The organism is Bradyrhizobium sp. AUGA SZCCT0169 (assembly GCF_018130085.1).
Classification (GTDB): domain Bacteria; phylum Pseudomonadota; class Alphaproteobacteria; order Rhizobiales; family Xanthobacteraceae; genus Bradyrhizobium.
On record NZ_JAFCMC010000015.1, the window covers coordinates 111,075 to 125,435 of the forward strand.

The window sequence follows — 14,361 nt, forward strand, 5'->3', positions numbered from 1 at the left end:
CTTACGCCGCCTCAATAACCTTGTTGCGCCGACGGGCGCGGCGTTGCGGCAGGCGGACCGGGACATATTCGACGGCGAGAAAATGCTCCGACACGGTCACGCGTTCGACCAGGGTCGTTTGCACGGCGACCTCGGTCGCTACCGCGACCTCGGTCACTTCTTCAGCCGAAACCGGAACCGGCGCCTCTTCGTTAGCCTCCTCAGGAACAAGCGACGGCGACTCGACTTCTGGAAACACACGGAATTCGCCCGCTACCTCCTGGAGCGGCTTCTGCTTGTCGGCCCAATGCAAGGCCAGATAGTCGAAGCCGTGCACGATGGTGGGTTTGACGACCTCGAAATAGGGCGAGATATCGAAATCGCGCGGCATGTAGAGCGACGAATCGCGAATGTGGAGAATCTCGCGGCGGGCCTTTCGCGAGGCGGCGCGCGTGATCTTGGGCAGGATCGGATAACGCACGGCGTCGAACGCCTGCGCGATCAGCGCCGAGCAGATGATCTTGGTGGGATCGCCGGAACCGAACGCGATCATGCGCCGCCGCCAGCGCTGCGGCACCGGCATCGGGAACAGGTATCGCGCCAGGTCGACGATGTTCTTGGTGTCGTAGCCGAAGCCGATCCGGTTGATGGCGTAGCGGCACACCGTGATGCGGTCCTCATAGGACAGTCCGACCGGACGGCAGAGGCGGGTGTGATAGGGAAAATATTTCGACAGCGGCGCCGACGTCACGCCTTCGCCGATGTTGGCTTCGATCAGGACATGCGGTTCGCCGTCCGGTTCCGTCGCGCCATCGATCGGGCCGACATAGAGCGCGGCATGCGACCAGGTGGATTGCGTGAGGTATTTGATGATGCCGGAAATGCGGTTGTTGCCCTCGACCAGCAGCACATCGCCGGGCTCGATGACGCCGCGCAGATGCTCGGGATCGCTGGGCGTGAACGGTTCATAGCCCGGGACTTCCTTCTGCAGGTAGCCCGCAATCAACTGGCCGATCGTATCGAGCATTACGCCCATGAAATCCCCCCGCGGTTCTTTGACCGCTTTTATTCTCCATTAGCATGGTCGTAAGCCGTTTCAATTTAGTTCATGCGTGAGGCGGGTCAATCAGGATTGATTTACCATGAGTGTTGCTGCGCACGGTGAGATGCGGCAGAGTTCGCTAGCTGTTCTCTTTGTTTCAAGGCCCCGGAAACCATGACATGACAATGACCCGCCGCGATTTCCTCTCGGCGTCCGCAGGCCTGGCGGTGATGCCGGTTTTCGGCGGGCGGGCGGGGGCCGCGCCATTGCCGCGTGAGGCTGACATTGTCGTGATCGGCGCCGGCGCCGCCGGCATTGCTGCGGCGCGGCGGGTCATGGCGGCGAACCGCAAGGTGATCGTAGTGGAAGCGGCAAGCCAGATCGGCGGCCGCTGCCAGACCGATACCACCACCTTCGAAGTGCCGTTCGATCGCGGCGCGCGCTGGATGCACAATCCCGAAACCAACCCGATGATCAAGCTTGCGCGATCGGCCGGGCTCGAGATTATCACCGCGCCGTCAGGCCAGAAAATCCGCATCGGCCGCCGCAACGCCCGCGCCGGCGAGACCGAGGAGTTTCTTGCAGCTTTGGTGCGCGCCAACCGCGCCATCGACGAGGCTTCGCGCCGGTTCGACGTCTCCTGCGCCTCGGTGCTGCCCAAAGACCTCGGCGACTGGGCGGGCACCACCGAATTCGTGCTCGGCGCCAATTTCGCCGGCAAGGATCTCAAGGATCTCTCTGTCGTCGACAAGATCCGCGCGCAGGATCGCAACACCGCGATCGCCTGCCGTCAGGGGCTGGGGACGCTGATCACGAAACTCGGCGAGCAGGTGCCGTTGGCGCTGTCGACGCCTGCGAACCGGATTTCCTGGGGCAGCCGCGACGTTGCGGTGGAAACGCCGTCCGGCAAGATTGTCGCGCGCGCCGCCGTCGTGACGGTCTCGAGCAACGTGCTGACCGCGGGCAACATCAAATTCACGCCCGACATTCCCAAGCGCACGCTGGATGCCGCCGCCAAACTGAGCCTCGGCAGCTTTGACCGCATCGCGCTGCAAATGCCGGGTAATCCGCTGGGATTAGCCCGCGACGACATCATCATCGAGCAGAGCAACTCGACGCGCACCGCCTTGCTGTACGCCAATATGGGGTCGTCATCGCTATGTTCGATCGACGTCGCCGGCTCGTTCGGCCGCGATCTCTCCGCGCAGGGCGAAAAAGCCATGATCGCATTTGCGGTGGAGTGGTTGACCAAACTGTACGGCAGCGAGGTCGCGGCGGCGGTGAAGAAATCGAGTGCGACGCGCTGGAACGCCGCGCCGTTCGCGCTCGGCGCGATGTCCGCGGCCGGGCCGGGTGCGCAGGCCTCGCGAAAGGTTCTGACCGAGCCGTTCGGCTGCATGTATCTCGCCGGCGAAGCCACGCACGAAACCTTGTGGGGCACGATCGACGGTGCTTGGGAAAGCGGCGAGCGCGCCGCCGAAGCGGCGTTGCGCAGGATCGGCGCGTTGAGAGATCCTGAACCGGCGGCGCCACCACCGAAGCAGCGCCGGCGGGCACCGCAGCCGAAGGCGGCAATGCCATCGTCGCAGTTCAACTGATGGTGCGACCGAAGGCGCTGATCTCGTGGTCGAGCGGCAAGGACAGCGCCTTTGCGCTGCACGAAGTGCGGCGCGCGGGTGAATTCGATGTGGTGGGCGCGCTGACCACCGTGACGGAGACGTTCGGCCGCGTTTCGATCCACGGCGTGCGGCAGGAGATTCTGCAGGCGCAATGCGAAGCTGCGGGCCTGCCGCAACGGATCGTGCCGATCCCCTATCCCTGCCCGAACGAGATCTATGAGGCCCGCATGGGCGAGGCGGTCGCGGAGGCCGTGGCGGACGGCGTCACGCATATGATTTTCGGCGATTTGTTCCTGCGCGACATTCGCGCCTATCGCGAAGCGAAACTCGCCGGCACCGGCATCACGCCAATCTTTCCCCTCTGGGACCGGCCAACGCCCGAACTGGCGCGGGCGATGATGGGTTGTGGTTTGGAAGCCTATCTTGCGACCGTCGACATGAAGAAGCTGTCGGCGGAATTCGCCGGCCGCAAATTCGATGCGCAGCTGTTGGCTGACCTGCCTGATAGCGTCGATCCTTGCGGCGAGAACGGCGAGTTTCACACCTGCGTGGTGGCGGGGCCGATGTTCTCGCACCGACTTTCCGTCAGCACCGGTGAGCGCGTCGAGCGCGACGGCTACGCCTATTGCGATCTGGTGCTGGAACAAATGTCGTCGTCCGGGCGAAGGCCGGGACCCATACCGCGTGATCTCACACTAGGGTAAAGGTAGCAGATACCTTCCGCCAAACTGAAGCCGCGGTGTATGGGTCCCGGCCTTCGCCGGGACGACGATGCATTTGAAATCGCGCTGCAACTAGCGCAGCACGCCGTCCAGCGCAGGCAGGCCGGCGATGACGGCCATCGCGATCAGCGCGTAGCAGATCGCGCGGAACAATGTCTCGCTGGCGCGGCCGAACAAGGAGGCGCCGAGCCAGACGCCGATGCCGTAGACGGGCCCGACCAGCAGCGAAAACTTGATCGCTTCCATCGTGATCAGCCCGGTCAGGCTGTAGCTGACGACCGAGAAGAAATCCGACGCACCGAAGAACAGCAGGATGTTCGCCCGTGCGATGTTGGAGGCGATCGGGCGGCCGAGCCAGTAGCCGACGATCGGCGGCCCGCCGGTCTGCGCCAGCCCGCTGCAAAAGCCGGATACGCCGCCGATGCCGACCGAAATGCTTGCATGGTCCTTGCCCCGGTAGCGCCAGCCGGAGAGCAGCAACAGCAGAAGCGCAAACACGAAGGCGGAAATGATCCAGCGCGTGGTGACCGGTTCGAGCCGGCTCAGGAAATAGGTGCCGATCGGAACGCCGATCAGCGCGCCGAACACCATCACCGCGGTCGCCCTGCGGTCGGCCTGTTTCCACGCGTTGGGGACCAGCGGCGCGGCCGCGATGAAATCGATGATCAGCAGCAGCGCCGCTACCAGCTGCGGCGCCGCCATGCTGCTCGCCAGCGGCATGAAGATCAGTGCGGAGCCGAAGCCGGAAAAGCCGCGCGCCAAGCCGGACACGAACGCAATCGCGCAGATCGCGATTGCGGCGGTGAGGCTGACGCTGGCGGGGATCAGGCCTTCGAGGCTCATGTTCTGTTTCTGGAACGCGTTTTTGGGCGTGATGTCCGAACCGCTCACGCCGTTCGGCATCATGCGCGCAAGGTGCCGCCGGTCTTCTTGGTTACCTCGGCCACGATCTTCGCCGCCACCGCGTCGATCTCCTGATCGGTGAGCGTCTTTTCGCGCGGCTGGATGGTCACGGCGATCGCGACCGACTTCTTGCTCTCATCGATGCCCTTGCCCTCGTAGACGTCGAACACGGTGACGCCCGTGACCAGCTTCCTGTCGACACCCTGCGCGGCGCGCACGATATCGCCCGCCTTGACGGCGCGGTCAACGATGAAGGCAAAATCGCGCGACACCGGCTGGAACGCGGAAAGTTCAAGCACGGGCTTGGCGCGCGTCGGCTTCTGCTTGGCGTCGGGAACGCGATCGAGGATCACCTCGAACGCGATCAGCGGTCCGTCGGCGCCGAGCGCCTCCAGCGTGCGCGGATGCAGCTCGCCGAAATAGCCGAGCACGTTTTGCGGCCCGATCTGGATGGTGCCGGAGCGTCCCGGATGCAGCCAGCTCGCGCCGCCCGGCACGATCTGCAGCGCCTGCATCGGCGCGCCCGCGGCCGCGAGCACCGCAAACGCGTCGGCCTTGGCGTCGAGCGCGTCGACCTCCGCTGCGCCGGACCAGTGCCGCCCCATGCCCCTTGCGGAGGCAAAGCCGTGGCGCACGCCGGACGCCGCGACCAGCTGGTCTTCCGGCTTGTCGCCCTTGAACACCTGGCCGACCTCGAACAGCGCGACATCGGACGAGCCGCGATTGGCATTGGCCTGCGCGGCGGCGATCAGGCCGGGCAGCAGGCTCGGCCGCATGTCGGAGAGATCAGATGCGATCGGATTGGCGAGCGCGAGCTCGGCCTGTCCGCCGCCGAACAATTCCGCCGCGGGCTTTGCAATGAACGACCACGTCACCGCCTCGACCATGCCGCGGGCGGCCAGCGCGCGCTTGGCGCGGCGGGTGCGCAGCTGGATCGTGGTGAGCACCGGCTTGCGCGGCGCGTCACCGCGCTCGAACGGCGTCATCGGCACCTTGTCGACGCCGACGATGCGCACGATCTCCTCGACGATATCGGCCTTGCCTCCGATATCCGTACGCCAGGAGGGCACCGCGATCTTCACGACCGGACCGCTGCCGGCCACCATGAAGCCGAGATGGCTGAGGATGCGCTTCATCTCGACCAGCGGCACTTCGATGGCGGCGAGGCGCTTGACCTCGCTCAGCGGGAAATCGATCACGCGGTCTTCGCCGAAGGGATTGCCGACGACGACATTCTCCGACGGCGTGCCGCCGCACAGCTCCATCACCATTTTGGTCGCGAGCTCAAGTCCGGGCACCATGAACGCTGGATCGACGCCGCGTTCGAAGCGATAGCGCGCATCCGAATTGACGCCGAGCTTGCGGCCGGTCTGCGCGATGTTGATATCGTTCCACAGCGCCGATTCGATCAGCACGTCAGTGGTGTTCTCGTCGCAGCCGGAGGCTTCGCCGCCCATGATGCCGGCGAGCGACTCCACGCCGTGCTCGTCCGCGATCACGCAGATGGCGGGATCGAGCGTGTAGGTGCGGCCGTCGAGCGCCAGCAGGCTCTCGCCGTCGCGCGCGCGGCGCACGGTGAGATTGCCCCTCACTTTCTTGGCGTCGAACACATGGAGCGGACGGGCGCGGTCGTAGGTCATGAAGTTGGTGATATCGACCAGCGCGTTGATCGGACGCAGTCCGATCGAGGTCAGGCGCTTCTGCAACCATTCCGGCGACGGGCCGTTCTTGACGCCGCGCACCAGCCGCAGCGCAAAGCCGGGGCACAGCGTGGCGTCTTCCACCGTCAGCTGCACCGGGCAGGGGAACTCGCCTTTGATCGGCTTGATGCCGGGATCTTTGAACTTGCCCATGTCGGCGGCGGAAAGATCGCGGGCGATGCCGTGCACGCCGGTGCAATCCTGCCGGTTCGGCGTCAGGTTGATCTCGATCATGGGATCGCCGAGCCCGGCCCATTGCGCGTAGGGCGCACCGACGGGCGCATCGGCCGGCAGCTCCATGATGCCGTCATGGTCTTCGGAAATCTGCAGTTCGGCCGCCGAGCACAGCATGCCGCGGCTCTCGACGCCTCTGATGGTGCCGACGCCGAGCGTGATGTTCTTGCCGGGAATGAACGTGCCGGGCGGCGAGAACACGCTGATCAGGCCGGCGCGCGCGTTTGGCGCGCCGCAAACCACCTGCACCGGTGCGCCACCGTCGCCGGTATCGACCATGCAGACGCGCAAACGATCGGCATTCGGATGCTGTTCGGCCGAAATCACCCGCGCAATCGAGAACGGCGCCAGCGCTTTGGCCTTGTCGTCGATCTGCTCGACCTCAAGCCCGATCATGGTGAGCTTGTCGGCGAGCTTTTCCAGCGGCTCGTCGGTGTCGAGATGTTCCTTCAGCCAGGAGAGCGTGAACTTCATGATGGTTGCTTCTCTTGTCCCCTCTCCCGCTTGCGGGGAAGGGTCAGGGTGGGGGCTCGCGCCACAACGGTAGTGGCAATCGTTTCGAGTACTCCGGCGCGATTTGTCATCACGTCGAGATTGCTGAAGCGGAGCACCTGGAAGCCTCTGGCCTCAATCACCGACGATCGAACGGCGTCAGCCTGCTCGGCTTGATCCGAAAAAAGTTGTCCGCCGTCGAGCTCGACCACCAGCTTTGCTGCATGGCAGGCGAAGTCGGCGATGTAGTTCTTGATCGGCACCTGGCGCCGGAAGCCGATGCCGTTCAGCTTGTGATCGCGGAGTTCGGACCAGAGGATACGTTCAGCATCGGTGGAATTCTTTCGGAGTTCGCGCGCGCTCACGTGCTCAATCCCCCCGCCAGCGTCGGGATGTCGAGGGGCTTGAAGCCGTAATGGTTGAGCCAGCGGACGTCGCTGTCGAACAGCTGACGGAGATCGGACATGCCGTACTTCAGCATCGCGATGCGATCGATGCCCATGCCCCAGGCAAAGCCCTGATAGACGTCCGGATCGATGCCACAGGCGCGGAGCACGTTCGGATGCACCATGCCGCAGCCGAGAATCTCCAGCCAGTCCTCGCCTTCGCCGAACCGGATTTCACCCTTGTCGCGCCGGCACTGGATGTCGACCTCGAGCGAGGGCTCCGTGAACGGGAAGAACGACGGGCGGAACCGCATGTTGATGTGGTCGACCTCGAAGAACGCCTTGCAGAACTCGTGCAGGATCCATTTGAGGTGGCCGAGATGCGAGCCCTTGTCGATGACGAGGCCCTCGACCTGGTGGAACTGCGGCGTATGCGTCGCGTCGGAATCGATGCGATAGGTACGGCCCGGACAGACCACGCGGATCGGCGGCTGCTGGTTCAGCATGGTGCGCACCTGCACCGGCGAGGTGTGCGTGCGGAGCAGCATGCGCGAATTGTCCTGCTTCGGGTTGAAGAAGAACGTGTCGTGCATCTCCCGCGCCGGATGGCCTTCGGGGAAATTCAGTTTTGTAAAATTGTAGTCGTCGGTCTCGATATCGGGACCTTCGGCGATCGCAAATCCCATGTCGGCGAAGATCGATGTCAGCTCATCCATCACCTGGCTCAGCGGATGGATGCGGCCCTGTTCGGCCACCGGATCGCGCAGCGGCAGCGTGACGTCGATGGTCTCGGAAGCAAGGCGGGCGTCGAGTGCGGCCGATTTCAGGATATCGCGGCGCGCGGTCAGCGCCTGCGTGACCTTGTCCTTGGCGACGTTGATCGCGGCGCCCTGGGTCTTTCGTTCGTCCGGCGACATTTTGCCGAGCGTTGCCAGCAGCGCCGAGATCGATCCCTTTTTGCCGAGCGCGGCAACGCGCACCGCTTCGAGCGCGGCTTCGTCGGCGGCGGTAGCGATATCGGTGAGGATGGTCTGTTCGAGTGTGGTGAGGTCGGACACGGTCAAATCTCTTTCGCAAAAGGCCGCCGGTTGTCGCCGCTCCCGGGCTGAAACGTCAAGCAAAAAGCCCGTAACCGGAGCAGGCGGCGCTTGAACCCTTGATCCCGCACGCTCTACTCACGGTGAGTTCGAGAAGGGAGCAAGTGATGCGTTTTGGACCTGGGGTGGCCGTTCTGGCCCTCGTTCTGTCGTTTGCCGCACCTGCCGCCGCCGAAGATTGTCCGGCGAAGTCGAGGGACGACGTCTTGACCAAGATGAAGACGGCGAGTTGCAACCGTGCCATGCAAATAGCCTCGGCCTGCTCAGGCGGGGCCACCGGCGACGTTGGGCTCACCGACGCCGTTGAAACGAAATGCGAGGGCGACTTCCTCGCCCGCCTCAAGGCGCAGCAGAAAAAGGCCTATCAGCGCGAAAAGGATGCCTGCGACCGCAAGTTCAGCCACGAAGAGGGAACGATGTATATTTCGTTCGCGGCATTCTGCCGGGCGAAAGTCGCCCAGCGCTATTCGCAGCGGGCGCTGAAAGCCGCGAGCCCTGCACGGGCGCGCTGACGCCTCAAGTCGGGTGCCTCAGGCTGCGAGCGCAGCCTTGGCCTTTTCAGCGATCGCCTGGAACGCCGCCGGCTCGGTGATGGCGAGATCCGACAGCACCTTGCGGTCCACCGTGATGCCTGACTTCGAGAGGCCGTTGATAAAGACGCTGTAGGTCATGCCGAACGGACGGACCGCGGCATTGATGCGCTGGATCCAGAGCGCGCGGAACGTGCGCTTCTTACGCTTGCGGTCACGGAAGGCATATTGCCCGGCCTTTTCGACCGCGGCCTTGGCGGCGCGGATGGTGTTCTTGCGGCGGCCGGAAAAGCCCTTGGCGGCCTTGTAGACTTTCTTGTGCTTAGCGTGAGAGGTCACACCGCGTTTGACGCGAGACATGACTGCTATCCTTAAAATCTGAAATCAGGTGACGGATTGCCGCGCGCACGCGGCCGGCTAAATCGGAAATGCGAGCGCGATCAGGCGTTCGGCAAGAAGTACTTCTTGACGTTGTCGCCGTCGGTCTTGAACAGCACGCGCGTGCCGCGGAGCTGACGAATCTGCTTCTTCGTCCGCTTGATCATGCCGTGGCGCTTGCCGCGTTGGGCGTGCATCACTTTGCCGGTGGCAGTCACCTTGAAGCGCTTTTTAGCGCCTGACTTGGTCTTCAGCTTGGGCATTTGGCTCTCCTATGGCCACAAGAAAACGCGCCCCGAGGGGCGCTTTTGCGGCTTAAAATGCTCGTTAGAGCGTTGAAAGTGCTCAGGTTTTTTCGAAAACGAAACCACCCGCACGGGGTCATCGACACGGCAGCCCTTAATCAGCCGGGCGATGAAGGCTGGGCTTATGGCAGACCAGACGCATGTTTGCAACGTTGAACCGGTAAACCCTGTGCTGTGACGTAGTCGTTGATGTGATCCCCGTCTCAGCCCTGGCAGGACCAAAATGACCAGATTTCATCGTTCCATTTCCCGCTTCCCCACCTTTTCCCACTTTGCGACCCTGCGCTGGCTCCCCGTGTTCGCCGCGCTTGCCGTGACCGCGGTGCCCTCCTCCGCCGACGCGGCCAGAGCCTCAGGCGCCTACAACGGCACCTGGAACGTGGTGTTTGCTACCACCCGGGGCAATTGCAGTTCCGGCTACAGCGTCCCGTTCCAGGTGATGGGAACCCGGGTGTCATCGGCAGGCGGGGGCAGGGTCTCCGGCTCGGTCAGCCGTGGCGGCGCGGTTGCCGTCAACGTGTCGGTTGGCGCGTCCAAGGCCAGCGGCGGCGGCCGGCTCGCCGGCACCAGCGGCGCCGGCTCCTGGAGCGGCATCATCACCGGCGATCGCTGCAGCGGCACCTGGCAGGCCACACGCAGCTGACTTTGCCGTATCCGCCGCATTGGCTGTAACTTGATGGCACGGGCGCAAGACGCGGCTCGATCAAGGGACGTCTGATGCTGGGAGTAGGTATTCTGGGCGCCGGATTTTTCGGCGCCTTTCACGCGCGCGCGATTGCGGCCGTTCCGGATGTCAGCGTCGTCGCAGTGTGTGCGGAAGAACTGGCGCTCGCCGAAGGTTTCGCCGCCGAACATGGCGGCAAGCCATATGGCGATTGGCGCGCGATGCTGGGTGACAAGTCGGTCGACGCCGTCGCAATCACGGCGCCGCATCACCTGCATTGCGAGTTGGCGGTGGCCGCGCTGCAGGCCGGCAAGCACGTATTGCTGGAAAAGCCGATGGCGTTGTCGGTCGCCGAATGCAGCCGCATCATTGCGGCCGCCGAAACCGGCCGTCGCAAATTGATGGTCGGGCAGATCATGCATTTCGTCTGGCCCTGCCTCGTGGCGCGCGAGATCCTCGATCGCGGTGAACTCGGCAGGCCCGTGACGGGGTCGAGCTCGCTGCAGAAGATCTGGATGGAGCCGAACCGACGTGGCTGGCACCTCGATCCCGTAACCGGCGGCGGCATGCTGATGACCGCCGGGATCCACGCGCTGGATCAGCTGGTCTGGCTGATGAACGGCCGGGTCGCATCGGTTTCGGCCGCCGTCAGCACGTCGTTTCACGATCAAAAAGCCGATGACAGCGCCATGATGCTGTTGCGCTTTACCGACGGCCGGTTCGCCCAGGTGGCCAGCATCGGCTTCCGCGACGGCGCTGGAACCTTCGACATAGACCTCGTCTGCGAGCGCGGCACGCTCCGGATCGACTTCGATCGCGGGGTTGCAATCGGACGAAACGGAACGTGGACGGACGTTCCGAACTCCCATGATCCTGTGTGGATGCAGAACGCCGTCGTCAGGGAATGGCAGGCGATGGCGGCGGCGATCCTTCATGGCACGGATGTGCCGGTCACCGGCGACTACGGACGGCACATCATTGCGTGCATCGATGCCGCCATGATTTCGGGCCGCGAGCGCAGGGATGTGGAAGTCGAGGCCTGACGCCAATTGAAAACGCCCCCGGATCAATTCCGAGGGCGTGTTTCGCTATCGATTGAGCGCGTATTGACGCTCAGCGCGGCGCCAGTACCATCACGACCTGGCGGCCTTCGAATCGCGCGTCCTGCTCGACCTTGGCGAACTCGGCGACGTCGGCCTTGACCTTGTCCAGGAGCTTGGTCCCGATCTCCTGATGGGCCATTTCGCGGCCGCGGTAGCGCAAGGTGATCTTGACCTTGTCGCCTTCCTCGAAGAACCGCTGCATCGCGCGCATCTTCACGTCGTAATCGTGATCGTCGATCATCGGCCGCAGCTTGATCTCCTTGATCTCGACGACCTTCTGCTTCTTGCGGGCTTCAGCGGCTTTTTTCTGCGCGGAATATTTGAACTTCCCGTAGTCCATGATTTTGCAAACGGGAGGATTATTGTTCGGCGAAATCTCGACAAGATCCATGCCCGCTTCAAGGGCCATCTTGACGGCTACCACGGTCTCGACTGTTCCGTGGTTGGTGCCGTTCTGATCGATCAGCTGGATCTGCGCGTTGCGGATTTCATCATTGGTGCGCGGCCCGTCTTTGGCTGCAGCGGGCGGGGCTCTGTTGGGACGGCGAATGGGTAATTCTCCAATGCTGTGAAGGAAGGCTATATTTTGAAGCAATACGCGGCGCTGAGCAAGCGAACTCGCTGTCTGCGCTCGAAAACCGTCAAATGCGAGGCATTTTGGTCACGCCCGGCAAATATAGCGCAACGGCACGTTCTGCAAGGACAGCCCCGAGATTGCCTGTGCGCTTGCCAGCGTTGACCGGTGGTTGACCCAGGAGGTGGGCTCGCCGACAAAGCAGCGGGCAAGAGTAGCGAATCCATGACCAATTCAGCGGTAAACGATCAGGAACCGGCCTTCATCGAGGTGGGTAGCGGCGAGGACAAGCGCAAAATCGCGGTGCGGGCCCGCGCCGGAGGTACTCCCGGCCTGATCTGGTTGGGTGGTTTCAACTCCGACATGAGGGGCACCAAGGCGCTGGCGCTGGATGCCTGGGCCGCCGAACAGGGCCGCGCCTGTGTCCGGTTCGACTATTCCGGCCATGGCGAGTCCGGCGGCGCCTTCATCGACGGCACCATCGGGCGCTGGCTGGAGGAGAGCGTTGCCGTGTTCGCGCGGTTTTGTCGCGGCCCCCAGGTCGTGATCGGCTCGTCGATGGGGGGCTGGATGGCGCTGCTGCTGGCGCGCGAGATTGCAAAGCGGGAAGCGAGCCAGGCGGCATCGCAAGCGGGCCAGCCGAGCTTGGCGGGACTGGTGCTGATCGCACCGGCGCCCGACTTCACCGAGCAATTGATGTGGAACCAGTTTACGCCCGAAATTCAGGAGGAGATCCAGACCAAGGGTGTCTGGATGCGGCCGTCGCAATATGGCGACGGCGCGCCCTATCCGATCACGCGCGCGCTGATCGAGGACGGCCGCAATCACCTTCTGCTCGGCAGCGCCATCGAGGTCGGCTGCCCCGTGCGCATCCTGCAAGGCGCGCAGGACCCTGACGTGCCCTGGCAGCACGCGTTCGCGCTGGCGCACCGGCTGCCGAGCGAGGATGTGGTGCTGACCATGATCCAGGACGGCGATCACCGCCTGTCGCGGCCGCAGGATATTGCAAGGATGATCGCCGCCGTGGCGGAGATGGGGTAAGTTTCTTCTTCCCTTCTCCCCTTGTGGGAGAAGGTGGCGCGAAGCGCCGGATGAGGGGTCTCTATCCGCGGGCACTGCGTTTGCGGAGACAACCCCTCACCCGTCTCGAATGAGCTAATGCCCATTCGATCCACCCTCTCCCACAAGGGGAGAGGGGAAGAAAAACGTAAGGGAGAGAAACGCCATGAACACATCCGAGCTGCTGCGCGCGTTCTGCGACAACGTCGAACAGCACAACGGCAAGGCGTTCGCCGAATTGTTCACCGAAGACGGCGTCTATCACGACGTGTTCTACGGCGCGTTCGCTGGCCGCGCGAAGATCGCCGAGCTGATCGACGACTGGTTCTATCGCACGGCCACCGACTTTCGCTGGGACATGCACAGTCCCGTCAGCGACGGCCAGACGCTCTATGCGCGCTATACGTTCAGCTACCGCTCGACGCTGCCGGAGGCCAAGGGCGCGCGGGCGATGTTCGAGGGCGTTTCGATCATGCGGCTGCGCGACGGCAAGATTCTCGAATATCACGAGGTCGCCAACACCGCGCCGGCTTTCGTCCAGTTGAATTTTGCGCCCGAGCGGATCGCCAAGATCGTCGCCAAGCAGGGCGCCGCGCTGAAGGAGCGGCCCGAGATGGCGCGGCATTTGGTGGAGTAAATTCTCTCACCGTCATTGCGAGCAAAGCGAAGCAATCCATAGCGCGGCATAGCCGATAGATGGATTGCTTCGTCGCTACGCTCCTCGCAATGACGGAGAAACAGCCTTACGGCGGCGGCACGTTCGTCATCGGCTTCTTCTGCGCCAGTGCTGCCACCGTCGACGTGCCGATCGGGCCCTTCTCGTCATAGAGCCAGCACTCGCCGATCGCGACGCCGTCGCTGGCGTGATGGTTGACCACGTCAAAGCCGATCCATCGCGTCACCGGCAGGCGGTGCAGATACAGCGTGACGTCGCTGTTGATGTAGCCGAGGCCCTTATCGCCCGCATTGGCAAACGGGCTGGCGAAATCCGCGCCGGTGGCGACATGGACGAAGGGCGACATCGGCACGCCCTCGACCAGTTCACGGACCTCGCTCATCCACAAACGCCGCGGGCCGAGCGAGCCCATGTGGCCTGCGATCGGCCTGGTCGTCCATTTGCCGTTCATGCCGAGCTTGGGGTCGGTCGGCGCCGGGATCGTTTCGGGCAGCGGCGCGTCCCAGTTCGACGGCGACCAGACATTGCCCGGCGCATTTTCCGTCCGGCGCAACAACTGGCAGGAGGCCCGCGCCATGCGGGTGGTCCCGGAGAAAAACTCGGCTTCCACCACCTTGATCCGCAGGCCCTCGCGGATCAGCCGCGTGGTGACCTCCACAGGCGTGTGGATGTCCGGCAGGCGGAACATGTCGACCGTCAGCCGTGCCGGCACGAATTCGTCGGAGCCGTGACGCTCCTCGATCACGTGGGCCAGAAGGCCGACCACGACGCGACCATGCATCGAGCTCGGGTCCCACGGGCCGTTCGAAACCGGATTGGGGATGAAGGCGTCGCCGTTTTTGGCGAAGAAGGGCGGATTTGTCATGACCGCCGAACATGACGGAAACCGCGCGATAAA

Annotated in this window: 16 protein-coding genes; 7 read left to right on the forward strand and 9 right to left on the reverse strand. The window is 63.8% G+C overall.

The annotated features are described in order from the left end of the window. Position 1: 1 nt before the first annotated feature. Positions 2–1,015 carry a YiiX/YebB-like N1pC/P60 family cysteine hydrolase gene (locus tag JQ609_RS18915; RefSeq protein WP_212274515.1) on the reverse strand — a complete coding sequence of 338 codons (1,014 nt, stop codon included), beginning with the start codon at positions 1,013–1,015 and terminating at the stop codon, positions 2–4. 185 nt (positions 1,016–1,200) lie between these two features. On the opposite strand from JQ609_RS18915, the gene JQ609_RS18920 reads away from it, so the two are divergent. Then, positions 1,201–2,619, forward strand: a complete 1,419-nt coding sequence (locus tag JQ609_RS18920) for an NAD(P)/FAD-dependent oxidoreductase (protein WP_212274516.1) — start codon at positions 1,201–1,203, stop codon at positions 2,617–2,619. Further along, a complete protein-coding gene (locus JQ609_RS18925) occupies positions 2,619–3,344 on the forward strand; it encodes an adenine nucleotide alpha hydrolase (protein ID WP_212274517.1) in 726 nt (241 codons plus the stop codon). The genes JQ609_RS18920 and JQ609_RS18925 overlap by 1 nt, the downstream gene beginning before the upstream one ends. Positions 3,345–3,434: 90 nt before the next feature. On the opposite strand, the gene JQ609_RS18930 is transcribed toward JQ609_RS18925, so the two are convergent. The 4 genes from JQ609_RS18930 to pheS are packed head-to-tail and all read right to left on the reverse strand — an operon-like array spanning position 3,435 to position 8,135. After that, on the reverse strand, positions 3,435–4,205 hold the full coding sequence (locus JQ609_RS18930; protein WP_212274540.1) for a sulfite exporter TauE/SafE family protein: 771 nt from the start codon (positions 4,203–4,205) through the stop codon (positions 3,435–3,437). Between the two features lie 59 nt (positions 4,206–4,264). After that, a complete protein-coding gene (gene pheT / locus JQ609_RS18935; protein ID WP_212274518.1) occupies positions 4,265–6,673 on the reverse strand; it encodes a phenylalanine--tRNA ligase subunit beta in 2,409 nt (802 codons plus the stop codon). Beyond that, on the reverse strand, positions 6,670–7,056 hold the full coding sequence (locus tag JQ609_RS18940) for a DUF559 domain-containing protein (RefSeq protein WP_312014688.1): 387 nt from the start codon (positions 7,054–7,056) through the stop codon (positions 6,670–6,672). The genes pheT and JQ609_RS18940 overlap by 4 nt, the downstream gene beginning before the upstream one ends. Further along, a complete protein-coding gene (pheS, locus tag JQ609_RS18945; RefSeq protein WP_212207540.1) occupies positions 7,053–8,135 on the reverse strand; it encodes a phenylalanine--tRNA ligase subunit alpha in 1,083 nt (360 codons plus the stop codon). Before pheS ends, JQ609_RS18940 begins: the two co-directional genes overlap by 4 nt. Positions 8,136–8,281: 146 nt before the next feature. Here pheS and JQ609_RS18950 point away from each other — a divergent pair, with 146 nt between their 5' ends. Continuing rightward, positions 8,282–8,686 (forward strand): hypothetical protein, encoded by a 405-nt coding sequence (locus JQ609_RS18950; RefSeq protein ID WP_212274519.1) that lies wholly within the window; start codon positions 8,282–8,284, stop codon positions 8,684–8,686. Positions 8,687–8,704: 18 nt separating this feature from the next. Here JQ609_RS18950 and rplT read toward each other — a convergent pair whose 3' ends face one another. Together rplT and rpmI are read right to left on the reverse strand one after the other, a co-directional pair. After that, positions 8,705–9,064 carry a 50S ribosomal protein L20 gene (gene rplT, locus JQ609_RS18955; protein WP_192736192.1) on the reverse strand — a complete coding sequence of 120 codons (360 nt, stop codon included), beginning with the start codon at positions 9,062–9,064 and terminating at the stop codon, positions 8,705–8,707. A gap of 80 nt (positions 9,065–9,144) precedes the next feature. Further along, entirely contained in the window at positions 9,145–9,345 is a 201-nt protein-coding gene (rpmI, locus tag JQ609_RS18960; RefSeq protein ID WP_008539890.1) for a 50S ribosomal protein L35, read from the reverse strand. Between the two features lie 265 nt (positions 9,346–9,610). Between rpmI and JQ609_RS18965 the strand changes: the two genes are divergently transcribed. Further along, positions 9,611–10,030 carry a hypothetical protein gene (locus tag JQ609_RS18965; RefSeq protein ID WP_212274520.1) on the forward strand — a complete coding sequence of 140 codons (420 nt, stop codon included), beginning with the start codon at positions 9,611–9,613 and terminating at the stop codon, positions 10,028–10,030. Positions 10,031–10,104: 74 nt separating this feature from the next. Further along, entirely contained in the window at positions 10,105–11,094 is a 990-nt protein-coding gene (locus JQ609_RS18970; protein ID WP_212207537.1) for a Gfo/Idh/MocA family protein, read from the forward strand. Between the two features lie 70 nt (positions 11,095–11,164). On the opposite strand, the gene infC is transcribed toward JQ609_RS18970, so the two are convergent. Continuing rightward, positions 11,165–11,704, reverse strand: coding sequence for a translation initiation factor IF-3 (gene infC / locus JQ609_RS18975; RefSeq protein ID WP_192736529.1), 540 nt, complete (start codon positions 11,702–11,704; stop codon positions 11,165–11,167). 249 nt (positions 11,705–11,953) lie between these two features. Between infC and JQ609_RS18980 the strand changes: the two genes are divergently transcribed. Further along, positions 11,954–12,769 (forward strand): carboxylesterase, encoded by an 816-nt coding sequence (locus tag JQ609_RS18980; RefSeq protein WP_212274521.1) that lies wholly within the window; start codon positions 11,954–11,956, stop codon positions 12,767–12,769. Between the two features lie 184 nt (positions 12,770–12,953). Next, on the forward strand, positions 12,954–13,424 hold the full coding sequence (locus tag JQ609_RS18985) for a nuclear transport factor 2 family protein (RefSeq protein ID WP_212274522.1): 471 nt from the start codon (positions 12,954–12,956) through the stop codon (positions 13,422–13,424). A gap of 106 nt (positions 13,425–13,530) precedes the next feature. Here JQ609_RS18985 and JQ609_RS18990 read toward each other — a convergent pair whose 3' ends face one another. Further along, complete coding sequence (locus JQ609_RS18990; protein ID WP_212274523.1) at positions 13,531–14,328, reverse strand: acyl-CoA thioesterase domain-containing protein; 798 nt, start codon at positions 14,326–14,328, stop codon at positions 13,531–13,533. Between the last annotated feature and the right edge of the window lie 33 nt (positions 14,329–14,361).